This is a genomic window from Alginatibacterium sediminis (assembly GCF_003610775.1).
Lineage (GTDB): Bacteria > Pseudomonadota > Gammaproteobacteria > Enterobacterales > Celerinatantimonadaceae > Alginatibacterium > Alginatibacterium sediminis.
The window spans coordinates 231,555-256,284 of the sequence record NZ_RAQO01000009.1; the positions used below are offsets into that span (position 1 = coordinate 231,555).

22 protein-coding genes are annotated in these 24,730 nt (G+C 44.6%); 11 read left to right on the plus strand and 11 right to left on the minus strand.

Annotated elements, in window-relative coordinates:
- Positions 1–23: 23 nt before the first annotated feature.
- Complete coding sequence (metH, locus tag DBZ36_RS17380; protein ID WP_120356236.1) at positions 24–3,710, plus strand: methionine synthase; 3,687 nt, start codon at positions 24–26, stop codon at positions 3,708–3,710.
- A gap of 87 nt (positions 3,711–3,797) precedes the next feature.
- Here the strand turns inward: metH and DBZ36_RS17385 are convergent, their stop codons facing one another.
- The 4 genes from DBZ36_RS17385 to mgtE all read right to left on the minus strand — a co-directional run bounded on the left by DBZ36_RS17385 (position 3,798) and on the right by mgtE (position 10,236).
- On the minus strand, positions 3,798–4,124 hold the full coding sequence (locus tag DBZ36_RS17385; RefSeq protein ID WP_120356237.1) for a DUF3622 domain-containing protein: 327 nt from the start codon (positions 4,122–4,124) through the stop codon (positions 3,798–3,800).
- 244 nt (positions 4,125–4,368) lie between these two features.
- Complete coding sequence (locus DBZ36_RS17390) at positions 4,369–7,500, minus strand: efflux RND transporter permease subunit (RefSeq protein ID WP_120356238.1); 3,132 nt, start codon at positions 7,498–7,500, stop codon at positions 4,369–4,371.
- Positions 7,501–7,502: 2 nt separating this feature from the next.
- Complete coding sequence (locus tag DBZ36_RS17395; protein WP_120356239.1) at positions 7,503–8,708, minus strand: efflux RND transporter periplasmic adaptor subunit; 1,206 nt, start codon at positions 8,706–8,708, stop codon at positions 7,503–7,505.
- A 184-nt stretch (positions 8,709–8,892) separates the two neighbouring features.
- Positions 8,893–10,236 carry a magnesium transporter gene (mgtE, locus tag DBZ36_RS17400; RefSeq protein WP_120356240.1) on the minus strand — a complete coding sequence of 448 codons (1,344 nt, stop codon included), beginning with the start codon at positions 10,234–10,236 and terminating at the stop codon, positions 8,893–8,895.
- 405 nt (positions 10,237–10,641) lie between these two features.
- Here mgtE and fusA point away from each other — a divergent pair, with 405 nt between their 5' ends.
- Positions 10,642–12,675, plus strand: coding sequence for an elongation factor G (gene fusA, locus DBZ36_RS17405; RefSeq protein WP_120356241.1), 2,034 nt, complete (start codon positions 10,642–10,644; stop codon positions 12,673–12,675).
- Between the two features lie 51 nt (positions 12,676–12,726).
- Here fusA and DBZ36_RS17410 read toward each other — a convergent pair whose 3' ends face one another.
- Positions 12,727–14,637: an ABC transporter ATP-binding protein gene (locus tag DBZ36_RS17410; RefSeq protein ID WP_120356242.1), complete on the minus strand. Its 1,911-nt coding sequence runs from the start codon at positions 14,635–14,637 to the stop codon at positions 12,727–12,729.
- Positions 14,638–14,674: 37 nt separating this feature from the next.
- Here DBZ36_RS17410 and DBZ36_RS17415 point away from each other — a divergent pair, with 37 nt between their 5' ends.
- Complete coding sequence (locus DBZ36_RS17415; RefSeq protein WP_325049128.1) at positions 14,675–14,926, plus strand: YheV family putative zinc ribbon protein; 252 nt, start codon at positions 14,675–14,677, stop codon at positions 14,924–14,926.
- Between the two features lie 25 nt (positions 14,927–14,951).
- Here the strand turns inward: DBZ36_RS17415 and DBZ36_RS17420 are convergent, their stop codons facing one another.
- Positions 14,952–15,167 (minus strand): SlyX family protein, encoded by a 216-nt coding sequence (locus DBZ36_RS17420; protein WP_120356244.1) that lies wholly within the window; start codon positions 15,165–15,167, stop codon positions 14,952–14,954.
- A 9-nt stretch (positions 15,168–15,176) separates the two neighbouring features.
- On the minus strand, positions 15,177–16,172 hold the full coding sequence (locus DBZ36_RS17425) for a WD40 repeat domain-containing protein (protein ID WP_120356245.1): 996 nt from the start codon (positions 16,170–16,172) through the stop codon (positions 15,177–15,179).
- Between the two features lie 124 nt (positions 16,173–16,296).
- On the opposite strand from DBZ36_RS17425, the gene DBZ36_RS17430 reads away from it, so the two are divergent.
- Positions 16,297–17,043 (plus strand): FKBP-type peptidyl-prolyl cis-trans isomerase, encoded by a 747-nt coding sequence (locus DBZ36_RS17430; protein WP_120356246.1) that lies wholly within the window; start codon positions 16,297–16,299, stop codon positions 17,041–17,043.
- 59 nt (positions 17,044–17,102) lie between these two features.
- Here DBZ36_RS17430 and rsd read toward each other — a convergent pair whose 3' ends face one another.
- Positions 17,103–17,561 carry a sigma D regulator gene (rsd, locus tag DBZ36_RS17435; protein ID WP_120356247.1) on the minus strand — a complete coding sequence of 153 codons (459 nt, stop codon included), beginning with the start codon at positions 17,559–17,561 and terminating at the stop codon, positions 17,103–17,105.
- A 143-nt stretch (positions 17,562–17,704) separates the two neighbouring features.
- On the opposite strand from rsd, the gene nudC reads away from it, so the two are divergent.
- Together nudC and hemE are read left to right on the plus strand one after the other, a co-directional pair.
- Positions 17,705–18,523 carry an NAD(+) diphosphatase gene (gene nudC, locus DBZ36_RS17440; protein ID WP_233558178.1) on the plus strand — a complete coding sequence of 273 codons (819 nt, stop codon included), beginning with the start codon at positions 17,705–17,707 and terminating at the stop codon, positions 18,521–18,523.
- A 116-nt stretch (positions 18,524–18,639) separates the two neighbouring features.
- A complete protein-coding gene (hemE, locus tag DBZ36_RS17445) occupies positions 18,640–19,704 on the plus strand; it encodes a uroporphyrinogen decarboxylase (RefSeq protein ID WP_120356248.1) in 1,065 nt (354 codons plus the stop codon).
- Between the two features lie 66 nt (positions 19,705–19,770).
- On the opposite strand, the gene DBZ36_RS17450 is transcribed toward hemE, so the two are convergent.
- Positions 19,771–20,244 (minus strand): response regulator, encoded by a 474-nt coding sequence (locus tag DBZ36_RS17450; RefSeq protein ID WP_120356249.1) that lies wholly within the window; start codon positions 20,242–20,244, stop codon positions 19,771–19,773.
- A gap of 10 nt (positions 20,245–20,254) precedes the next feature.
- Entirely contained in the window at positions 20,255–21,676 is a 1,422-nt protein-coding gene (locus tag DBZ36_RS17455) for an SLC13 family permease (protein WP_120356250.1), read from the minus strand.
- A 184-nt stretch (positions 21,677–21,860) separates the two neighbouring features.
- Between DBZ36_RS17455 and DBZ36_RS17460 the strand changes: the two genes are divergently transcribed.
- The 3 genes from DBZ36_RS17460 to DBZ36_RS17470 all read left to right on the plus strand — a co-directional run bounded on the left by DBZ36_RS17460 (position 21,861) and on the right by DBZ36_RS17470 (position 22,630).
- The gene (locus tag DBZ36_RS17460) at positions 21,861–22,193 is read left to right on the plus strand and encodes a hypothetical protein (protein ID WP_120356251.1); all 333 of its coding nucleotides are present in this window, start codon (positions 21,861–21,863) and stop codon (positions 22,191–22,193) included.
- Positions 22,194–22,195: 2 nt separating this feature from the next.
- On the plus strand, positions 22,196–22,372 hold the full coding sequence (locus DBZ36_RS17465) for a PLDc N-terminal domain-containing protein (RefSeq protein WP_120356252.1): 177 nt from the start codon (positions 22,196–22,198) through the stop codon (positions 22,370–22,372).
- Positions 22,373–22,435: 63 nt separating this feature from the next.
- On the plus strand, positions 22,436–22,630 hold the full coding sequence (locus DBZ36_RS17470; RefSeq protein ID WP_120356253.1) for a DUF2375 family protein: 195 nt from the start codon (positions 22,436–22,438) through the stop codon (positions 22,628–22,630).
- Between the two features lie 24 nt (positions 22,631–22,654).
- On the opposite strand, the gene DBZ36_RS17475 is transcribed toward DBZ36_RS17470, so the two are convergent.
- On the minus strand, positions 22,655–23,596 hold the full coding sequence (locus DBZ36_RS17475; RefSeq protein ID WP_120356254.1) for a D-2-hydroxyacid dehydrogenase: 942 nt from the start codon (positions 23,594–23,596) through the stop codon (positions 22,655–22,657).
- A 38-nt stretch (positions 23,597–23,634) separates the two neighbouring features.
- On the opposite strand from DBZ36_RS17475, the gene DBZ36_RS17480 reads away from it, so the two are divergent.
- Together DBZ36_RS17480 and hupA are read left to right on the plus strand one after the other, a co-directional pair.
- Entirely contained in the window at positions 23,635–24,249 is a 615-nt protein-coding gene (locus DBZ36_RS17480) for a YjaG family protein (RefSeq protein WP_120356255.1), read from the plus strand.
- Positions 24,250–24,420: 171 nt separating this feature from the next.
- Entirely contained in the window at positions 24,421–24,693 is a 273-nt protein-coding gene (gene hupA / locus DBZ36_RS17485; RefSeq protein WP_120356256.1) for a nucleoid-associated protein HU-alpha, read from the plus strand.
- Positions 24,694–24,730 lie beyond the last annotated feature (37 nt).

Sequence of the window (24,730 nt, forward strand, 5' to 3'; positions counted from 1 at the left end):
ACGTACCAAGGAAGTATCAACACATGAGCGCATTGGCGAAGCTTCAAGCACAATTAGCGAAACGTATTCTCATCATTGATGGGGGTATGGGCACTATGATTCAAGATCATAAACTTGAAGAAGCCGATTATCGTGGGGAACGATTTGCTGATTGGCATTCTGACCTTAAAGGTAATAACGATTTATTGTCTCTTACTCAGCCGCAACTTATCGAGAATATACATCGAGACTATCTATTGGCTGGCGCAGACATTCTCGAGACTAATACATTTAACGCGACGACTATCGCCATGGCCGACTATGATATGCAAAGTATATCGGCCGAAATAAATCTTGAGTCAGCAAAGCTAGCTCGGAAGGTGGCGGATGAAATTACTGCGGGCGACCCTAGTAAACCGCGCTTTGTTGCAGGTGTATTGGGCCCAACTAACCGTACCGCATCTATATCACCTGACGTAAATGACCCAGGTTACCGCAATGTTGAATTCCAAGAGTTAGTCGATGCCTATACCGAGTCTAGTCTGGCGCTTATTGAAGGTGGCAGTGACCTGATACTTATCGAAACCATCTTTGATACGCTTAATGCCAAAGCGGCTATCTTCGCAATTGAAGGAGTATTTGACACTATTGGCTATCGCCTACCAGTCATGCTCTCAGGAACGATTACCGATGCATCTGGTCGCACTCTAAGTGGTCAAACAACCGAAGCCTTCTATAATTCTGTTCGTCATGCTCGACCATTAAGTATGGGACTTAACTGCGCATTGGGTCCTAAGGAATTACGTCAGTACGTTGAAGAGTTAAGTAAGATTAGTGAAGGCTTTGTTAGTGCCCACCCCAATGCGGGTTTACCTAATGCCTTTGGGGAGTATGATCTCGGACCCGAAGAAATGGCTGAGCATATCGGTGAATGGGCGAGAGCAGGGTTTCTTAATCTTGTCGGGGGATGTTGTGGCACTACCCCTGAGCATATACGAGCTATGCATGACGCCGTAAACGGTGTTGCGCCACGAAAACTACCCGAAATTGAAGTCGCATGCCGTTTATCTGGTCTGGAACCTTTAACGATCAACAAAGACAGTTTGTTCGTTAATGTCGGCGAACGAAATAATGTTACCGGTTCTGCCATTTTTAAACGTTTAATCATCGATGAGAATTATGACAAAGCGATCGAGATTGCGCTGCAGCAGGTAGAAAACGGCGCCCAAATCATCGATATCAATATGGATGAGGGCATGCTCGATTCCAAAGCGGCGATGGAGCGATTTCTTAAGCTAATAGCTGGAGAGCCTGATATTGCTCGGGTTCCGGTGATGATTGATAGCTCGAAATGGGACATCCTTGAGGCCGGCCTTCGCTGTGTGCAAGGTAAAGCCATTGTAAACTCAATTTCGATGAAAGAAGGCGTTGATGCTTTTGTTCGTCAAGCAGAAATCGTACGCCGTTATGGTGCCGCTGTCATTGTGATGGCATTTGATGAGGATGGACAAGCAGACACTCGTGAGCGTAAGTTTGAGATCTGCAAACGAAGCTATGAGATCTTGGTCAATCAGGTTGGATTCCCTCCTGAAGACATCATTTTTGACCCAAACATTTTTGCTGTTGCCACCGGTATTGATGAACACAACAATTACGCCGTTGATTTCATTGAAGCCGTTAAAGACATTAAAGACAATCTCCCACACGCGATGATTTCCGGTGGCGTGTCAAATGTTAGCTTTTCATTTCGTGGTAACAATCCCGTACGTGAAGCCATCCACGCTGTGTTCCTTTACTACGCAATTCGTAATGGCATGGATATGGGAATAGTGAATGCGGGTCAGCTGGCTATTTATGAAGATATTCCAAAAGAATTAAAGGATAAAGTTGAAGCCGTTGTACTCAATCACAGTGAAAATGGCACTGAAGACTTACTCGCGATCGCAGAACAATATCGAGGCGATGGTAAAGCACAAGTTCAAGTTCAAGACCAAGAATGGCGCAGCTGGACGGTCAATAAGCGTTTAGAGCACGCTCTAGTCAAAGGTATAACTGAATTCATCGAAGAAGATACTGAAGAGGCTCGTGCGAATGCACAAAAGCCGCTACACGTCATTGAAGGCCCTTTAATGGACGGTATGAATGTCGTTGGGGATTTGTTTGGTGAAGGGAAAATGTTTTTACCGCAGGTGGTGAAATCAGCGCGGGTTATGAAGCGCGCAGTAGCTTATCTCCAGCCTTTTATCGAAGATGAAAAAGGTGAAGGGCAACGTAGTAATGGCAAAATTGTGATGGCTACGGTTAAAGGGGATGTACATGACATTGGTAAAAACATTGTTGGGGTTGTGCTGCAATGTAATAACTTTGAAGTGATAGATTTAGGGGTGATGGTCTCTTGCGACAAAATTTTGCAAGTTGCTCGCGATGAAGGAGCAGACATGATTGGTCTGTCTGGGCTGATTACTCCTTCACTGGACGAGATGGTTCACGTCGCAAAAGAAATGCAGAGAGCTGGTATGGATTTACCGCTGCTTATCGGTGGTGCTACAACGTCTAAAGCCCATACTGCGGTTAAGATTGAACAAAACTACAAACACCCTGTGGTTTATGTGCCTAACGCCTCTCGTGCGGTGGGTGTTTGCCAAAGTTTGTTGTCCGTTGAAGGTCGTCGTGTCTTTACCGAAAGGTTAGATAAAGAGTACGAAATCGTTAGAGAGCAGCATGCGCGTAAAAGACCCCGAAGCGCACCTGTTACTTTGGCGGAAGCACGAGCCAATAAAGCGGCCATTGATTGGGAAAATTACCAACCGCCAGTGCCTAAACAACTTGGTATACAAGTTTTTAAAGATGTGGCGATCGATGACATTGTTCCCTATATCGATTGGACGCCATTCTTTATGACATGGTCTTTGGCGGGTAAGTATCCGCGTATTCTTCAAGATGATGTCGTCGGAGAGCAAGCTCGAGAGCTGTTTGCCGATGCACAACAAATGTTGGAACAGCTTAGAGTTGATAAAGCCTTGGGTATTGCTGGTGTTATGGGTTTATTTGCTGCCAACAGTGTAGAAGATGATATCGAGTTCTATAGCGATGAAAATCGCAGTACGGTTATCGCTCGCTCAAGTCAATTAAGGCAACAAACCAAGAAAACTAAAGGGGCAAACTACTGTTTGGCAGATTTCATTGCTCCGAAGTCTAGTGGGAAAGCTGACTATTTCGGAGCTTTTGCGGTAACCGGTGGTATTGGTGAAGACGAAATCGCAGACCGTTTTAAAGATGCTGGTGATGACTATAATGGGATTATGGTTAAAGCCTTAGCTGATCGTCTTGCCGAAGGTTTTGCTGAATACCTACATGCTCAAGTACGAAAAAAATACTGGGGTTTTGCAGAAGATGAAAGTCTAAGTAATGAAGAGCTTATTCGAGAGAATTATCAAGGTATTCGTCCGGCACCTGGATATCCAGCTTGTCCTGAACACACTGAAAAGGGACTCATTTGGGACTTACTTCAAGTTGAATCAAACATTGGTATGCAATTGACTGATAGTTACGCTATGTGGCCTGGCGCAGCTGTATCAGGTTGGTACTTTAGCCATCCCGATTCGCGTTATTTTGCCGTGGCTTCGATTCAAGAAGACCAAGTTAGTGAATATGCGCAACGAAAAGGCATGAGTAAGCTTGAGGCTGAGCGTTGGTTGGCGCCAAATTTGGGCTATAACCCGGATCGATAGATTAAGCTTGCTCGTTAGTGCTTAGAAACTAAAAAAGCTCTCATATTTGAGAGCTTTTTTGATCAATCATTTACTGATTTATGGTTCTTACTCGTCCGCGTCATCTTCTAAATCTTGTGCGGCTAGACGCTCGCGATACTCATCATCAGCTTTTTGTTGCGCTTCTTCTTTGGCCTGCGCCGCAATCTCAGCTTGGCTACGTTTTTCAGTTTTACGCAGATTTCGCTCTTGCTGTTTATTGATAAAATCTTCTAGATTAGTGTCTGCCCAAGCTTGCGCAGCTTCTTGAGATTCAAATCCAGCTTTTTTCTTAGAAACTTGAGTTCTGCGCACAGAGACTCGGCGTAGGATTTTTGCTTCCCAAGTATCGCCTTTAGGGCTTACTTTAATCTCGTATTTGCTTGCTTTGCTCATGGTTGTTCCTGTACTAGAAAATGAATGCCGTATCAATGACGGGCAGGCAGTGTACGCTTTTTGACAGATAATTCTAGAGTCTGATCTGAATTTTGCATAGATTATTGTGCTGAGCATGCTAGTTGGATCTAAGTTAGTAGCCCAAATTTAGAATTAATTCTAAAACTAGCATACTAGCTTAATGGCGATCTGATAAATAAAAACCCGCCTAAGCGGGTTTTGTAGTTGAGAGCCAAGTTAAGACTTAGTTTGGTTCTGGGCTAGCCTCTGGTTTTTTCTTGAAACGTTCACGCATACTTTGGAATATTACGTAAAGTACCGGCACCAAAACCGTGCCTAAGATAGTGGCGGCTAGCATGCCCCCCATTACTGCTGAACCAAGCGATACTCGGCTACTTGCTCCCGCGCCGGTAGCGATTACCAGTGGGATAATACCCAAAATGAATGAGAAAGCAGTCATCAGTACCGCTCTAAAGCGCAAGCGAGCCGCATCCATGGCTGCGTCTACAATAGAATGCCCCTCTTCGCGAAGTTGCTTCGCAAATTCAACAATAAGAATAGCGTTCTTACAGGCCAATCCTATCAGTAGTACCAGGCCAATTTGGGTATATAGGTTAATCTCGCCTTTCATCGTCCAAACGTAGACAAATGCTCCTAGTATGGCAATTGGAACCGCTAGCATTACAGCCAAAGGAATACTCCAGCTTTCATACTGTGCGACCAAAAATAAGTAGGTAAATACTAAAGCCAAACTAAAGATAAAGGGCGCAAGGTTACCTGCTTTTAGTTCTTGATAAGTTTGCCCACTCCAGTCATAGGTATAACCGGCTGGTAACGAAGTTTCTGCAAGTTGTCGAACTCGTTCAATTGCGTCGCCTGATGAGTAGCCGGGTGCTGGGAATGCATTAAGTTTCACAGCGTTATACAGATTAAATTGGTTGATGTAATCAGGGCCTAAGCTTGGTTCAATTCGAACTAAGGTCGTCAGTGGTACCATTTCACCTTCTTTATTTCGAATGAAGAAGCGAGATATATCGTGTTCATCATCGCGAAACTCAGTATCGGCTTGAGCAAGTACTTTAAAGACTTTACCGAAACGATTGAAGTCGTTGACATACATGGAGCCAAGCATGGTTTGCAAGGTAGTAAAAATACTATTGAGTGGTACCCCTTGAATCTTGGCTTTTTGACGGTCTACATCAACAAATAGCTGCGGAACATCGGCTCTAAAGGTACTAAATGCTGAAGCAATCTCTGGGCTGGCGTTAGCTTCCATAACAAAGCCGCGCATCGCTTGAGCGAGCTCAAGTGGGCTTCTACCTAAGGTATCCTGAATAAAGAATTCAACCCCCGCCACGGTTCCCACGCCTGGTAAGGCTGGCAGTGCAAAACCCATCCCGGTAGACCCCTTTTGAGCAGCAAGTAGACCATTTACTTTATTGATGATGGACTCTTGAGAGAGAGAAGCAGACTTTCGTAAGTCCCAGTGATCAAGAATCACAACCATTAGCCCTGCGTTTGAACTTACAGTGCTGGAGATAATGGAATAACCGCTCGCTGAAATAACATTACTTACACCTTCAACCTCAAGAATTTGGTCCACCATGGTATTCATAGCGTCTTGCGTTCGGTTAATTGAAGAGCCGTCAGGCAATTGCACATCGACAAAGAAAGCTTTTTTGTCTTCGGTCGGTACAAAGCTGGTGGGCAAGCTGCTGCCAAGCAAACCAGTGCCGACTAAAAGCGCTAAGTAAGCGACAGCCACGATGCCTAGTTTTCGGATCAATGCGCCAACAATGCGAGAATAACCAGCGGTTGATTTGTCAAAAAACGTATTAAACTTTGCGTGGAACCCAGTGGTGTGAACTTTAGGCGTACGCAGTAATGTTGCACATAATGCCGGACTTAGGGTTAAGGCATTGATCGATGAGATTAGAACAGAAATACAAATAGTGATTGAGAACTGCGCATACATTTGACCGGTAATACCGGGCATAACCGCAGTCGGGACAAATACGGCGAGTAGTACTAAGGTGGTGGCAATAACCGCGCCGCTAACCTCTTGCATTGATTCTATTGTTGCGTCAACTGCATTCAAGCCCTTTTGTTGCATGATCCGGGTGGTATTCTCTACAACCACGATCGCATCATCAACCACAATACCAATTGCCAGAATCAAGGCGAATAAAGACACTGTGTTGATGGTCATGCCACTGGCGAGTAAGAAGGCAAATGTACCAACGAGAGAAACTGGGATCGCGATTGCTGGAATAAGCGTTTGTCGTACATCTTGCAAGAAGATATAAACCACAAGCACAACCAGTGCGACTGCAATCATCAGGGTTTCAATCATTTCTTCAATCGAGGTGCTTACGAACTCAGTCGTATCGTAAAGTACCTTGTACTCGAGATCTTCCGGGAAGTTTGCCGCAAGACGTTCTAGTTCTGCGTTTACGCCATCGGCTACTTCTAAGGCATTTGCGCCCGCACCTTGGTAAATAAACAGCAATGCACTAGCTTGGTTATCTAGCATCGCTTCTGCATCGTAGCTTTGTGCGCCTAACTCTAGACGCGCTATGTCTCTGAGATATACAGCACTACCATCGGGGTTTGAGCGAATAATAATATTTTCAAACTCTTCTGGCTCACTCAAGCGTCCTTTAGTGACCAAAGTATACTGAAATTGCTGGTCTTTGGGCACCGGAGCTGCACCAATACGACCGGCAGCAACCTGAATGTTTTGCTCTTGAACTGATGACAATACATCTTCAGTGGTGATACTCAGACTAGCCATGCGGTCAGGGTTGAGCCAAATCCGCATCGAATAGTCCATACCACCGATAATCGAGACATTTGAAACACCAGATACACGGGCTAAAGAATCTTTAAGATTAATGCCCATGTAGTTGTTTAAAAAGAGGTTATCCAAAGTTCCATTGGGCGAGACTAAGTTAACCATCATTAAGATATTTGGGTCTTGCTTCTTAACTGTAACACCGTTGCGCTGTACTTCTTCAGGTAGCTTAGGCATTGCCTGTTGAACACGGTTTTGTACGTTGACCTGTGCCATATCAGCATTGGTACCAACTTCGAAGGTCACGTTAAGCGAATAACTACCACTATTGGAGCTTTTAGACTCCATATAGATCATATTCTCAACGCCGTTAACTTCAGCTTCGATAATCTTTGCAACGCTGTTGGCGACTACTTCTGAGCCTGCCCCTGCGTAGCTTGTACTTACGGTAACCTGTGGCGGAGATACATTTGGGAACTCGGCAATTGGAAGCACTGGTATCGACAATATTCCCGCAAGGGTGAGTACGATCGATATAACAAACGCAAACTTAGGTCGATGAATAAAAAACTTACTAATCATGCTTAGCCACCTTGCGTTGAGTTTGCATCTGAGGCACTAGTCGCTGGAGTTGTTCCAAATGGGTCGGCTTCATCTAGTTCCCATTGAACTTCGACACCAGCACGGACTTTTTGAATGCCATTGCTAATAACTTTGTCCCCAACTTCTAGTCCTGACTTCACTTCCCAGTCCACACCATAGCGGTTACCTAAGTCGACGTTTTTACGCTCCACAATATTTTCGTCGTTAACTGTCATTACATAACGACCTTGCTGGTCTTCTTGCACCGAGCTTTGACCAATTAACATGACTTCACTTGGGTTGGGCTCTTCAACTATCGCTGTGACGTAAAGTCCTGGAAGTATATCAGCGCGCTCATTATCAAACACCGCACGTAAATCTAAAGTACCTGTGGTTGCGCCAATCCTATTGTCCAAAAAGTCTAAAGTGCCGGTTTGGTCGTATTCAGCACCACTTGGAAAGCGCATTCTAATTTTTAGTGATTCGAACAAGTCTGCTATTTCAGCATCTGAAAGCTCTTCAGCTTTGGTTGGTTTATCGCGGAACAATAAGGTTTCTGGAATTTGAAAGTTCACCCAGATTGGATCTAGTTGAACAATGGTGGTTAAAATGTTTTGTCCTGGAGAAATTAAATCACCAGAAAATGCGGTTGAACGACCGATGCGTCCCGAAATGGGTGCATAGATTTTGGTATAACTAAGGTCTAATTCTGCCGAACTTACTATCGCTTCTGCACTGCTTACAGCGGCAGCTGATTGAATTTTGTTAGAGGTTAGTTTGTCGTAATCAGTTTGGCTGATATAGCCGTCTTTAACTAATTTGTCGCCACGAGCCCAGTTGATGCGCGCGGTTTCTGCTGCGGCTTTGCTTTGTTCTAGGGCAGCAAGCGACTGGTTGAGTTGGGCTTGGTATTGAGCGGGGTCGATGCTAAATAACAAGTCACCCTTGTTGATTTGGGTACCTTCATCGAAATGTCTGTCAATTAGATTGCCGGATACTTGCGACTTAATTTCAACGTCTTGGGTGGCAACAGTACGTCCAACAAACTCATGACTTGGGGTGACGGTTTGAACCGTTACGGTTTTAACCGAAACTGCGGCAAGTGGAGGCGCTTCAACAACGGCTTTATCTTCACAAGCGCTTAGTAAAAGTAGCGGAGACAATAGTATTACAGGTGTGAATTTTCGGGCGAGGCGTTTCGAAAGCATGGCCAACATTCCTTTGAGTGACTCGAGAGCGTGTTAAGTCTCTAAAATAGTTTAAATATATAGTTAAAGGATAACACTAATTTGAATAAAGCTAAGTCAAAAAAAAGCTATTCATATAGCTTAAATACTAAACGCTTTATTTACTCACTGTGTTTTGAGCTTAAAGTTTGCTTTATCTCACCATTCACAAGCCCAGAACGGTACTCGCAAGTCCGAAATAGATGAGAACTCCGCCTACATCGGCAATGGTAGCCACCAACGGACCTGACGCTGTGGCAGGGTCAACTTTAAGCTTGCTTAGTAAAAACGGCAGACTAAGGCCGATCAGGGAGCTAAACATGACAATAATCACCATCGCAACTGCTACAATTGCCGCAACGTCTATACCGCCACGCCAAAGTCCCAGTGCAAATACCGCAATAGCCATGGTTGCGCCTAAAGAAAATCCAATCAGCAACTCTTTAGTAAACAGTTTTGCCCAGTCACCTTTTCCTACGTCTCCTGTGGCCAAGGCTCTCACCATTAAGGCTGCCGCTTGTGAACCGGCATTACCACCGCTGCCAATCAGCAATGGCAAGAAAAACACTAGCACCACATGATTGGCAATAATATCTTCAAAATGTGCGAGGCCAGCCCCTGAGAACATGGCTCCAAATACCAGCAAAACTAGCCACGGAATACGCTTGCTATACAGCTGCCAGAAACTAGCGCGATCAACACTTTCGTCAAGTTTTCCGACAGATGCGCTTTTTTGAGCATCCTCGGTTGCTTCTTCTACGGCTGCATCCATCGCGTCATCGTAAGTAATAATACCCATCATACGTTGAGTATCATCAACCACTGGGATCGCAAGTAAGTCGTAATGACGGATTTGCTCAGTGGCATACTCTTGATCATTTTCAACCGTGATTGATACGATATCAGTTCGCATCAAGTCTTTGATCATGGCGTCAGGTGAAGCCAGAATTAGCTCACGCAGGGAAATGGTACCTAAAACGCGGCGCTCGCGATCGATGACATAGGTTTGATAAATGGTTTCTTTATCGGGAGCCTCTAAACGCAATTGTTTTAAGGCGCGACTAGCCAGCCAATGCTCTTTAAGGGTCGCGTAATCTGAGGTCATAATTGAACCTGCTGAACCTTCCGGGTAGCTAGCCAAGCGGCGAATATCTTCGCGCTCGGCCTGCGCCAGACCAGGCAAAATCATGGCTCGTTGTTCTTCGTCTAATTCTTTATACAGGTCGGCACGCTCGTCAGCTTCCATTCTTGATATCAAAGCCGCTAGCTTATTGCGGCTCATCAGCGCCGCTACTTGTGCCTGTTGATGAGGAGGAAGATAGGCAAACAGGCTGGCGCGATCGGCCAAGGCGAACAAAGAAAGCAATTGTTTGGCTTCCGGACTATTGAACTCTGCGAGTTCTTCGCCAATATCCGCATAGTGGTAGTCGTCGAGCGTAGCGCGCACTAAGCTGCGATCAAGATCGATAAGACCTTGTTCTAGTGTGAGCTTGAGTTGAGGTTGAGACATGGGCTCTCCTGCTTTCGCATAGAGCCAAACGAGACTTTATGCAGTGATGATTTTTAGTATAGAAACTGAGTTGGCCAATGGCCTACAACTGTCTGCGTCCGCGTTCATGGGGTCTCTCTGGAAAGGAATCGGCGCAAATTGTAGGCAAAAGTGTGAGATATCTCAAGGTTTTTCAGAGCAATCGGTTTGGAAAGATCTTTAGTGAATTGAGCTTGACCAAAATCAAGCTTAGTTGCACGTTTTTTGCTCATTCTAGGGCAGGAAATATATATTGAGGGCGGTAATGGCTGCATTCTTATATCGCACAAGCAATCTAAAAACACGCTATCAGCTGCGCAAACTCACCTGGTCGACGAGATGGTTTAGTTAATTCTATTCCCACCTCAAAAACAAGGAGAACAGCGTATGTCTGTCGAAAATATTCGAAACATCGCATTTACTGGGCCAAGTGGCGGCGGTAAAACTAGTTTAGTAGAACGACTATTATTTGAAAGCAATAATATAGACCTGCTTGGAGATCTAAGTCGTGGAACCACTGTAACTGACTTTGACTCGCTTTCAATTGCCTATCAACACTCGGTGGAAGCCACGCCTGTCAATCTTGATTGGCAAGGAAAATCTCTGCATATTATTGATACTCCCGGTAATAATGAACTATTAGGACGTAGCTTCAGTGTTTTGCCAGCGGTAGAAACCGTGGCCTTAATTATAGATCCTGACCAAGGATTTAATCATGTTTGCCAGCAAATTGTCGATCAAGCAAAGGCGCAAAATAAATGTCTAATGCTCATCATCAACAAGTTGGATGCCAAGCCCAAACAACTTGAGAGCCTTGTTGTAAGCATTCGCGAAAAGTTGGGCCAGCAATGTTTGGAAATGAATTTACCGAGCGCAGATGGCGAGCAAGTTGTGGATTGTTTTTTTGAAGTCGATGATGAAAAAACAGCGATGTATTCCAGCGTTGAAATCGCACATCAGAACATAGTTGAACAAGTGATTGAATCCGATGAGGCACTGCTGGAAAGCTATTTGGAGCAACAGCAAAGCTTAAATCCAGCTCAGCTGCATGAGGCATTTGAAAAAGTGCTATGCCAAGGTGACCTGGTGCCTATTTGTTTTTGCAGTGCCAAAAATGGTCTCGGTAGTCAGCTTTTGCTGCGCATACTATCCGAGCAAATGCCAAGTCCTGCTGAAGCCAATCTGCCCCAATTTGTAGACCACAATGACCAAGCAATAGCGCTTGATATTGATGACAAATCGCATCTAATCGCACATGTATTCAAAATAAGTGTAGACCCCTACCTAGGTAAGCTTGCGTTTGTACGAGTTTTCCAAGGCGAACTTAAACCTGAAACGCAATATTTTGTGGGGCAAGACAAAAAACAATATAAAGCAGGGCATTTATGGCAAATGCAGGGAAAAACTCGCAAAGAGATTAGCCAGGCCAATGTTGGCGATATATGTGTGTTGGCCAAAGCGGATATCCTTGGTTTTGATAGTGTGTTACATGATAGCCATGAGCAAGATGGTTATCACCTTAGCAGCCTGAAATTACCAGCCCCAATGCTAAGTCTTGCTTTAGCTGCCAGCAATAGAGGGGCTGAGCAAAAACTAAGTGATGGACTTAAGAAAGTTGTGAACGAAGATCCCAGCCTGCGCCTAGAGCATCGTTTACGTAGCAACGAAACGATCTTGTCGGGTGTTGGTGAATTTCATCTTAAGCTTGCACTGCAGAAGCTGCGCGAACAGTACAAAATCGAACTTAATACCGCATTGCCATCAATTGAGTATAGCGAAACAATAATCGCAGAATCTTCGGCTAGGTATCGGCATAAAAAACAAAGTGGAGGTGCAGGACAATTCGCTGAAGTGGAGTTAAAAATTCGTCCTCTTGAACGCGGAAAGGGGCTAGTGTTTATAAACACGGTTGTGGGGGGCGCAGTGCCTGCCAGCTTCATTCCAGCGGTTGAAAAAGGAGTCAGAAATGCGGCTGAATTAGGGGTGATAGCTGGATACCCAATTCAAGACCTCGAAGTTGAGCTTTGCGATGGTAAGTTCCACAGTGTTGATTCTAAAGAAATTGCTTTCGTTAGCGCTGGGCGAAAAGCCTTAGTGCAAGCTGCCCTAGATGCGGGGGTTGTGGTATTGGAACCTATCGTTGATTTACTACTGGAAGTTCCCAATGCTCAGATCGGTGACGTGAGCGGGGATATTAATGCTCGGAGAGGTATGGTGACTCAAAGTTTAAATGATGGCGCTCAAATCAGCACTATCATGGCAAAAGTGCCGCTGAGTGAAATGGAGGGCTATACCCAGCAGTTAAAAGCATTAACCCACGGTGAAGGACAATATCAAATGTCGTTTAGTCATCGAGAACCGGTACCGGGTAAGTTGCAGTCTGTCTTGGTCAAACAATATAAGACCCAAGCCAAAGCTTAGAGAAAGAAGTTGAGCTTTCCCTATCCAACATATGATAGGGAAGGCCACCGCTTACTGTTGTTGGGCATCAAATTCGCTTTGTAAAATTTCTAAGCTTTCTTCTGCTTCCATCCACAACATTTCCGCTTCTTCAAGCGCTTGTTTGAGCTCAATTTGTTTGGCCAAATAAGCTTGTAATTTAGCCTTGTTCTGCGCTTCATATAGGCTCATGTCACCAAGAATATCAACCAATTTTGCGAGTTCATCGGTGGCTTTATTTACAGATTTCTCGGCTTGGCTTCGCTGCGCTCGAATGGGCTTAGTTTGCTGGCGAAACTCAGCTTCTAAACGTTTTAGATGCTTACGGTCGACGCTCTTTTTTGGCTCTGTAGTATCAGAGTTGATCGCCGGTTTGTTGTTTTGAGATAGCCAACGTTGGTAGTCGAGTAGGTCACCATCGAAACTTTGAACTTGCTGGTTATCAACCAAGTAGAACTCATCACAAGTACTTTGTAATAGTGAACGGTCGTGCGAAACAATTACCATGGCTCCACTAAAGTTTTGCAGTGCAAAGGTTAAGGCATGGCGCATATCAAGATCTAAGTGGTTGGTTGGTTCATCCATAAGCAATAGATTAGGACGTTGCCAAACGACCAAAGCTAGCACAAGGCGAGCTTTTTCGCCGCCACTAAAGGGCGCTACGATTTGTAGCGCTTTATCACCATGAAAACCAAAGCTGCCTAAGTAATTGCGCAATGTAGCTTCGGTTTCATCGGGGGCTAGGCGATACAAGTGGTCCATAGGACTGTCTTGCGGTCGCAGAGTTTCCAATTGGTGCTGGGCAAAATAGCCAACTTTTGCATGTTTGTTGACCTCTAGCTCACCAGCCTGAGGTACTAGTTCACCGGCCAATAGTTTAATAAAAGTCGATTTACCAGCGCCATTACGACCTAATAAACCGATACGACTACCGGGTACTAGGTTGAATTTAATTTGGTCCAGAATCACTTTGTCATCATATCCGAGGCGCAAATATTCCATTTGAACCAAGGGTAGAGGCAATGCTTCAGGCTCACGAAATGAAAAAGAGAACTCAGAATCGGCGTGAGCTTCATTAATAATTGTCATTTTCTCGAGAGATTTTAAACGACTCTGTGCCTGTTTAGCTTTACTGGCTTTATAGCGAAAGCGGTCAACAAAACTCTGCATATGCTTGCGTTCGCGCACTTGTTTCTCATGCAAGGCTTGCTGCTGGGCCATTTTCTCGGCGCGCATTTTTTCAAAATCGCTGTAGGTACCGGTGTAGGTATTTAGCCTTAACTGGTCAACGTGTACAATTCGAGTGACAATATTATCGAGAAACTCACGGTCGTGAGAAATGAGTATCAAAGTACCTTCGTAGCGGCGTAACCACTGTTCCAACCATACAACCGTATCTAAATCTAAGTGGTTAGTTGGTTCATCAAGTAGCAGTAAGTCTGAACGACAAAGTAGTGCTTGAGCAAGGTTGAGTCGCATGCGCCAACCACCAGAGAAATCAGTGACGGGGTAGGCTTGACTGACTTGTGCAAAGCCAAGGCCACTGAGCAATTCGCCAGCTCGTGATTCAATGCTATACGCTTGTATGGTATCAAGCTCTCCATGTAAGCGCGCAATTTGTTCACCGTCATCGGCTAACTCTGCTTTATTTAGTTTGGCTTGCAGCTGCCGATACTGACGATCACCATCAATGACATAATCAAGAGCCGATTGAGAACTAGCTGGTGTTTCTTGGGCTACGCTGGCTATTTCCCAAGTACTTGGCCAAGATAATTCGCCTGCATCAACTTGCAGTTGAGACCGAAGTAAAGCAAAAAGAGATGACTTACCACAGCCATTGCGCCCGACTAAACCTACTTTTTGTCCAGGGTGAATGCTGAGGTCGCTGCTTTCGAAGAGTACTTTTGTACCGCGTTGTAGGCCGATTTGTTGAGCTCGGATCATAGTGGACTGCTTTGCCTGTAACCAATGAATTGCGCTTATGCGGCGCAGAGCATACCATTTGTCGATGTACTACCATAGTCAAGGACGCCAACAGATGGTGAAAAAACGTTTTATAGCGGGTGCAGTTTGCCCAAGTTGCTCGGCAAGTGACACGCTGATGCTAATAATTGAGTCTAAAGGATCAGAGACAGTTGAATGTGTCGAATGTGGTTATGAGGCAAGTGAACCTGAATCTAAACCAGCTGCGCCAGAACTAGACGAAGGCATGATCGGTTTGTTTAAACCATAATGAAATCAATGCGCGCCTTCGCTTTCTAATAATGTGGCGGTGGCATTTCTTCTTTTTCACTAGCCAGTTGATGGCTGGGCACGGTTTGTAGCTTTTCAGTTAACAAACGTAATAATTCTTGCTGGTGCGTAAGTTGCAACTGTTGTTGGGTTAAGGCTTGGTTCAAGGACTCAATCGTGTCGTCTTGAAACGCAAGTTGCATCTCTAGGGTATTGATTCGTTCTTCTAATTGTTCGGACATGTAAGCAACTTATTGGGAAATGGGCCAGTATTCTACCAAACCGCTAGAGCTCGCGCTGATAATTTGTGTACCATCAACAGCGGCTGCTGAATACACCACTGCTGATTCAGGCCGAGTTTTGCGTTTGGGACTCACCATGTATTGGGCTAATTGTTTACCATCGCTGACTCGCCACAAACCAACTTTACGAGCGGCGCTGCCGGTGACTAACCACTGTTGATCAGCACTGAACTGGACACTGGTAAATAGCGTTTGACGCGCTATCAAGTTTAGTTCGCTGACTAGTTCTCCAGAAGGTATTGACCATATACGGGCTTGCTTGCCGCTATCAGCGGTAAATGCATATTGACCACTGTCATCTAAAGCCACCATTGAAACCCGGCTTGATTGCGGAAAACGTAAAATGATTTGAGCGCTTTGAGTATCCCAAAGCAAGGCTTGATAATCGTTACCACCAGTAAGCGCATAGCGACCATTGGGCGAGAGCGCCACACTATTAATTTTTTCACTATGCCCCAAAAACTCTAAGCGGCGTCCAGTATCTAAGTCTAAGTGCAAGACTTTGCCGTTAACCAAACCGATTAATACATAACGGGCATTGCTTGAAATTGCAATATCGCGAATATTAGATTCTGCGATACTCCAATAGCCTTGCGCTTGGCCATCGGTAAGACTCCAGATAGCGAAGTCTTGCCGACTAGCGGTGACCACATATTCATTATCAGCGGCAATCCGAGTAATAAAAACATGGTTATCGTTTTGCTGTTTCCAAAGGTAGATTTCTTGCTGTTTGAATAAATCCCAGACACTGATGCTTCCAGAACTATCAGACATGACTGAGTAGTGCCCATCGCTAGAGACGCTTGCAGCGTAGGAAGAAACCTGTGCTTGTTGGATAGATTGGGTGCTTTTACTATCACCGCCACAGCCGCTCAGAGGGGCAATGGACGCAATGATAAAAAGCTTTAACACTGTATAGAAGTGTAAATTAAGTCTATGTTTCACTAATTCACCTAGGTAAGACTATGTTTCTGCCCATAATTAACGTTAGTATAAGCCTTTCGCGGGTTAAGCAGTGCAACTATTTTGATGCCCTTACCCAGTGCGTATCACAACGGAGTACTCATTAATGATAAACAAATTTACTCGTTCAGCGCTTAGTGCTGCAGTTTTGAGCGTAACGCTTAGCGCAATGCCTGTTCTAGCGGACCAATCACTTGAAGGTGCGACTGAAAGCCAAACTCAAGGCTATGCTATCGGCGCATCAGTTGCGACTTACATTGCACAAACGATTGAGCAACAAGCTGAATTGGGTCTTGAGCTCGATCGTGAATTTGTCCTACAAGGTATGTCTGATGCTTTAAGTGGCGACACTAAAATGTCACAGGAAGAAATCCAAGCCCAGCTAACGGCTTTGGACGCAAAACTTAATACTTTGATGGAAGCAAAAAGTGCCGAACAAGCAGCTTTGGCTGTTGAAGAAGGCAAAGCCTTTTTAGCTGAAAATGCGTCTAAAGACGGCATTACGGTAACCGAGTCAGGCTTACAGTATAAAGTTGAGCAAGCTGGTGAAGGTGACAAACCTAGCGCCGAAGATACAGTAACGGTTCACTACGAAGGTAAACTTCTTGACGGGACTGTGTTTGATAGTTCGATAGAGCGAGGCGAACCGGTTTCATTCCCGCTTAATCGCGTTATTCCAGGTTGGACCGAGGGTGTGCAATTGATGTCACCTGGTGCAAAATATACTTTCTTCATTCCATCAGAGCTTGCCTACGGTGAAGCTGGAGCGGGTCAAAGTATTCCTCCTCACGCAACTTTAACTTTTAGCGTGGAACTAATCTCTATAGAAAAAGCAGAGGTGGTAGTGAAATAGTCACTGCCTCATGCAAAAAAAAACCGGCATTAGCCGGTTTTTTTATGTCTTGAAGATAACTATTGAGCTTGGTGCAGGTGTTCGAGCATTCGGTCTTCAATGGCAAAGCGCGATTCAAAGGCTTCACCGAGTTGGCTGAGCTGAAGATCAAAGGACTTTAGTTCTATGTCGTCTTGGGTACTGGCGAAGTGGTCGTTAAAATTGAGTACCGCATCAGTGGAGTCTCGCAATAGCGGCAGCAAGCGCTGGGCTTGTTGTTGCTTTTCCTGGTCGCCACAATTTGAAATCACTTGCTCATATATTTCAAAGTGACCCGTAGAAACATAATCGACAAGCTGTTCGCAAAATTGAGTTATCTGTGACTGTTCGGGAAGGCTATTATCTTTTCGTTCAAAAGGGGGAAGCCCTGCTAGTTGGCAATAATTCACTAACAAGCTTTTTCGATTGTCTAGCCATTGGTCGATTAGGCCACTAACGCCACCCCAGCGTTGTTTGGCTGTTTCTACTCGGGTTAACATAGCTTGTCCCTGATTTAACGTTCATCTTATATTATAACTAAAGAAATCTGGGGCTTCAGTCAAGAGAAACCGTGCCTAGAGACTTGGTTTTGAGTTCCAAAGCGACTAATTTGGAGTTCTTATATGATAAAAAGGAAATATTTTTGATCATCGATAATATGACCGCTCGTGATGGCTGGTGGTTTTTCACCTGTGGCAACCAAATATTGCTGATTCCGCAAGGCCATTGTATTCCGCATGGCCAATGGAACGATTTAGCGCTTAATAGGGACATCAGCGAGCCTTGTGAACGATTCGCTGTCTACCAGTCGGAACCTTGTTATCGCGTTGAACTTACCGAATGTTTTGATTTAGGTTTTGGACAATGGTTTGAACTGCGCGAAACGATGAGTCAACTTAACGCTGCGTTATTTGATTTAGCTGGAAAAGCTATTCAATTTGCATTGTTCTTGGATACCCATCGTTTTTGTGGTCGTTGCAGTAAACCCTTCGAGCGCGTGCATTGGGAACTGGCTTTGCAATGTGAAGCGTGTGGATTTCGGGCCTACCCACGCGTGTCGCCCAGTATTATTGTGTTAGTGCGCAAAGGTAAGCAGATTCTATTAGCTAATCATCGTCGTCATCAACAAGACCCTCCCATGTTTACCACGCTGGCTGGTTTTATTGAAGCGGGTGAGACGGCTGAACAAGCCGTGGTTAGAGAAGTTTACGAAGAGTCGGGAATTAAGGTCAATAATCTAAACTACTTTGACAGCCAGCCTTGGGCTTTTCCCCATTCGTTGATGTTGGGCTATTTTGCCGACTATGAAAGCGGGCATATTCGATTACAAAAAAGGGAATTGAGTGCCGCGCATTGGTTTGACGTTGACAACTTACCATTATTGCCGCCGCACGGAACCATCGCGCGGCGTTTGATTGAATGTGCAGTGGATCAAATCAAACAAGAATCCGATGAACTGTAATTTGCGGTGATGGCTTAGCTGTCGCATATTTTGAAGCTTGGCTTGATTAGCCCTTGGGTTTGCGCCTGAGCCTGTTTACAATGCCAAACAATTATTTGAAGACCATGGATGTATTAATGTCAGAGCTAAAAAACGATCGTTATTTACGTGCCTTACTAGGCGAATCAGTAGATGTCACGCCTGTATGGATGATGCGCCAAGCCGGTCGTTATTTGCCAGAATATAAAGCTACTCGCGCTCAAGCGGGTGACTTTATGTCGCTTTGTAGAAATACTGAACTCGCTTGCGAGGTGACCTTACAACCCTTGCGTCGCTTCCCTCTTGATGCTGCCATTCTTTTTTCTGACATATTAACTATCCCCGATGCTATGGGATTGGGTCTTTATTTTGCTCAAGGCGAAGGTCCTAAGTTTGAACGTCCGCTACGAAGTGCTAAGCAGGTGCGTGATTTAGGAATTCCTGATCCAGAGCTGGAGCTGTCATATGTAACCGACGCCGTGCGCATGATTCGACGCGAGCTTAAAGGTGAAGTACCACTGATAGGTTTTTCTGGCAGTCCCTGGACACTAGCAACCTATATGGTTGAAGGCGGAGCCACCAAGAGCTTCTCGGAAATCAAGAAAATGGGGTTTAGTGACGCCCCAACCCTGCATTTATTGTTGGACAAACTGGCTGACTCTGTCATCAGTTATCTTAACGCTCAAGTTGAAGCTGGTGCACAATCGTTGATGATTTTTGATACTTGGGGTGGGGTACTAAGCCCGCATGATTATCAAGACTTTTCACTTCAGTATATGCAGAAAATTGTATCGGGACTTAAGCGCGAGTACGACGGTCGTAAAATTCCAGTCACCTTGTTTACCAAGAACGGTGGGCAGTGGCTTGAAAAAATAGCAGCTACAGGTTGTGATGCTTTGGGTGTGGATTGGACCACAGATATTGGTGAAGCGAGACGCCGAGTTGGCGATAAGGTTGCATTGCAAGGCAATATGGACCCTTCAATGCTTTACGCCTCTCCTGCAGCTATTAAAGCTGAGGTGCAGCGAATACTAGCCAGTTACGGGCACGGCAATGGACATGTCTTTAACCTAGGCCATGGCATTCACCCAGATGTTGACCCAGAACACGCCGGTGTGTTTATTAATGCAGTCCATGAATTTAGTGGTCAGTATCACGTTTAAGCGTTGAGCTCAGTGTTCAACGCTCGATTCAAAAAGCAGCCATTGGCTGCTTTTTGCTTTGCACTGCTATTTTAAATAACGATAGAGTTTGCTTTGGTCTAGGATCGGCATTAAATCTTCATAATCCATTCCACTATTAAGTACAAAATCAGTGAGCAAGGTTTTAACTTGCTCAATGAGTACTTCCGCCACCCATGGTTTTTCAAAATAGTTATCGATAGCTGCTTGATTGATCGCTCGAATCGTATCTTGATGGGTTGCCAAGCCGGTTAATAGAAGTTTACGAGTATATTCAAAACGGCCGTCTTTCTTGATTCGAGTTAAAAGCTCAACCCCAGTTCGCTCGGGCATAATATGATCAGATATAACCACAGCGATAGCGCGTCCTTGGCTATCTAAGTCGTCCATGAGTTCCTCGCACTCGAAGGCCGATTCGCATTGCTCGATATCGATATAGCTCTCTAAGGGCTGAAGATCGCGGGCCACAGCTTCCAGCACATCACGTTGATCATCCACACAGATTACGGTTAATTTGTTCATTACGCGCTCCTTAAATAGTGGCTATAAATCCGACTTGAATCAGCAAAAACACTAAAACATAGCTTAAAAGTAAACCAACACTACCAATGATAACTCCGGTTCGGGCCATTTGATTGGTACTAGTAAAACCGGTTGCGTGAGCAAGAGCGTTAGGTGGGGTGCTGATAGGCAGTGACATACCTAAAGATGCAGCAAACGTAACGACCAGTATAATGCCTTGAGCTCCGCCGTAAGGGATCAAGCTATCCATGCTCATGCCAAGCGTCGCCACGATAGGTAACAACAAGTTGGCGGTCGCTGTATGCGACATGAAATTTGCCATCAACAAACACAAAACACTCGCACCAAAAATGATGGATAGTGGTGAGAAGTTTTCAAAGGGTATTGAAGCAATAATATTCTCAGCCAGTCCAGTTTCGCCCATCGCTGCGCCCATAGCTATACCACCAGAGACTAACCAGAGTACATCCCAAGAAATCTTCTTTAGGTCATCTTTGGTGATAATTTTTGTGATGGTAAAAACTGCAACGGGGATCATCGCCACTACATAGGAGTTCATGCCATGGGTCTTACCCATGAGCCACAATAAAATGGTAGCTGCGAATGTGACGTAAACAATATATGCCTGGGTAGTTTTTAGAAATTTCCCTTTGATTTCAAGCTTAATGCTCTGTTCGCTACTTGGATAAAGCTTACACAAGAGTAACCATGCAAAAGCCAGCAGAATAATGACAAATGGAACTCCAAATGCCATCCAGCTGCCGAAGCTTATCGCATCGTCACCAACTAGGTATTTCAAAGCAATTGCATTGGGAGGCGTACCAATAGGGGTGCCTATCCCACCGATATTTGCAGCAATTGGAATACAAAGCGCCATTGCGACTCTGCCCATGTCATTTTTACTAAACACGGCCAAAACCGGTGCTAGTATCGATAACATCATCGCCGTGGTCGCAGTGTTGGACATAAACATAGAGAAAACAGCTGTAATGACCATGAGTCCGAGCATCACTCGACTGGGCTTCTCGCCAAATGGTTTGAGCATCACCCGTGCTAGATTGATATCGAGGCGATATTTAGTCGCCGCCATTGCCAAAAAGAAACCACCTAAAAACAACATGATGATGGGGCTAGCAAAGCTCGACATGATACTTTGATAACTTAGCAGTTCGCCCAGGTTTCCTGAATCGCTTTGGGTGAATAGGAAAAAACCGCCGTTACTGATGGTGAGTAACTGAAGTACAATGATGAGCACCGACGTGGCAAAGATAGGAATGGGTTCCAATACCCAACATAAAGCGGCCATTAGGAATATAGCCAGCACACGTTGCTGAACTAAAGTGAAGCTTTCGATTGGGAACAACGTAAGCGGTAAAAAAGCGACGAGCAGCGGCAGTCCAAAGCAAACGACGGCCTTGATATGGCGATTCATTAAAAATTCCTTTTTACACATAAGGGCAAGATTATTACAGCCTTAACTTCGTAAAACTGGTTGAAATTGATCAGATAAAGCTTGAGTATTCCGATCTTGCCGTAATTTAATTTCAATTCTATGCGTTACCGCAAGTTTTGGTGATTAAAGAACACCCATTTGTAAAAGAGCTCTGGAGGTCCAAGTGCAGCGATTGATAAAAATGTTGATGCTAAGTGCGTTAATATTGATTTTTACTGCTTGTAGTCAAGTTAATGATGCCAATCTTGGGCGGCAGCAATTGCTAGGAGAAGTGTTAGTCGAATCACAATTGGCTATCTCAAATCTTGATACTAGCCACGACTTTGAAACCTTAATCGAGTTTGGTTTAGACACGCGTTATAGTCAGTTTGTGCGAGCTTGGCTTTATTTTGAGCGCGACTTACTCATCGATCAAATTCAACGCAGTTCTAATGCTGAAGCGTTAGAGCGAAAATCAATCATCGATCAACTCATCCGTCGCATCGATTTGGAGTAACAATGTACACTTTACTTGGCATCACCATTTTATTATTTAATCTATATGCAATCACCAAAACAATTTTAAGCGACGCAGAAATTGGTCGTAAGTACTTGTGGGTGTTCCTAATTTGCTTATTGCCTCTGATAGGTTCGGTGATGTGGTGGTTTAAAGGACCAAAACAACCACCTTTGTAGTGATCTTCTTCTCGATTGTAACCCTATACTTAGTATACGAGTAATCTTAGAGAGGGTAAGAGCATGGACATAACAGTGTTGTACTACGACAAAAAAAATCCTCTTGAATTGCAATCGATGCATATGGAAGCGGCTGACCAGCAATCCGGTGGCAGACTGGTGATTGACCCACAACGCAAACAAGACAAAATAATATTAGCCATACTTGAAGGTGAGGTCAGCGTGCTCAATGCGCTAGGTCAGCGGATCATCCCATAAATATTGACAAGCTTAGTTATTGAACTAGTAAGCTAAGTCAATATTTACAACGCAGTTGAGCGCTTTTTGTCTGATGAACGCTTCGATATTTGACTCAACAAGCTTGCTTATTTCTTGGCTAAGGCTGGGAGCAGCGCAATGTGGCGTTAGTCTTAAATTGGCTTGTGTCCAAAATGGGTGACCTTGGGGTAGGGGTTCTTCTACGGTGACATCCAATATTGCTTGCGCACAATGGTTGTGTTGCAACCAATTCAGTAGCGCATCTTCGTCCACGCAAGCACCTCGCCCCACGTTGAAAAACCAGCAATCACGCTTCAGACTATCAAAAAAACTGCTACCGCAAATTTTCTGAGTCTGTGGTGTTGAAGGTAAGACCGCCACCACAACATCTGCGCTAGTAGCGTAGTCATTAAACTGTTCTATACGATAGACATGGTCGAAGCTGGGGCATGGACTATTGCCACTGCGACTAAATGCGCTTACCGACATTCCAAAGTATTTCGCTGTCTTGGCCAAGTGTTGAGCAATGCTTCCCGCACCTAAAATAGCAAGTTTCAAACTGGCGATGCTTTGATAGTTCGCCGGTTGCCATAGCTGAGCGGATTGTTGCTCAGAGTAGATTTGGTGGTGTTGGGAGTTGGCTAATAAATAGGAGAATATGTATTCACTCATCAGCGGACCAAACATACCCCGGCTGTTAGTCAATACGCACTCCTTAGGCAATTGAACTTTAAGCAGAGGCTCAATGCCTGCAAATAGGCTTTGTACCCAGCACAAATTAGGCAGTAGCTGTTGATCGATATAATCAGCCCCTAGTTGCGGATGACATATTAGGGCTTGTGCTTGGATGGCACGTGTTGGCAGTTCAGTGATGCATGTTGCACCAATAAATTCTATCTGGCCAAATCGGGTCTGAAGAAATTTGAGGTAACTTTGGTAGTTGGGATCTAAAATGACCATTAACATGGTATAACTGCCTCCAGCATCTTAACTGAGGATATTAGGTGGTCAATTCAGATAGTTTGCAAGAAAAACTTGCACCCATAGAGCTGAGAATTAGCGCTCTGAATCGCTGGCAAAAGACCCTGTTTTGTATTTGTTTATTGCAACGCAGCTCTCCCAACTTCCAATTGTTCGCTGAGAATACCGATCCTGAGCACGCAGAAGCACTCAGTAAATTGTTGAATCTTTTTTGGGAGTCACAACTAGTTCCGAGTAGTCGAATTAATTTTGCTGTGCAGCATGAACGGTTCGAGTTAGTTATTCCTAATCCCGACGATTATGATTTTTTCGGTGTTTATCCAGCGTTAGACTGCTGTGTCTTAGCTGAATTGTGCTTTAGTTGTATTGGGGACTTCCAAGGTGACGAAGCAAGCAATGCCTTACAAACATCCTTAGCTTCTGTCTTGAGTTTTCTTGAATTACAAAACCCAGAATTTGACGAGCACGATGCACAGCACTTGAATGCACCTTTATTGGTGGATGAATTGGAGTTTGCGAATAGCCTGTTACTGATGCTTGCCAATCATGATAAAGGTAGTAAACAGGCAGCTGAGCTAAGAACTTTGGCTTACAATCAAGGGGTAAGTAACATAGGGATTTGTCTAGAAGACGACTAACTTTGTTGAAAAACTAATCAAAGCGTCTTTTTTTTTGTGATAATCAGCCCATAAACTGGTTAAAGCCGCGCCAATTAAGGCTTGAGACGCAAAAAAGCCTTTGCGACTTGGATTTATTTCTCTTAAAGTGGCTAAGAATTTTAAAAAATAAGACACAAGGAACAAACTCTTATGAACAAGACTGAACTTATCGATGCGATTGCTGACTCAGCAGAGCTTTCAAAAGCACAAGCTAAATTAGCACTAGAAGCGACACTGGGTTCTATTACAGAAGCACTTAAAGGTGGCGATCAAGTACAATTGATCGGTTTTGGTACTTTTAAAGTAAACCACCGTGCTGCCCGCACTGGTCGTAACCCACAAACTGGTGCTGAGATCCAAATCGCTGCGGCGAATGTTCCAGCCTTTGTTTCAGGCAAAGCTCTTAAAGAAGCAGTTAAGTAAGCCTTTACCTGTTAAAGATGCTTAGCTAGTCTAAGCA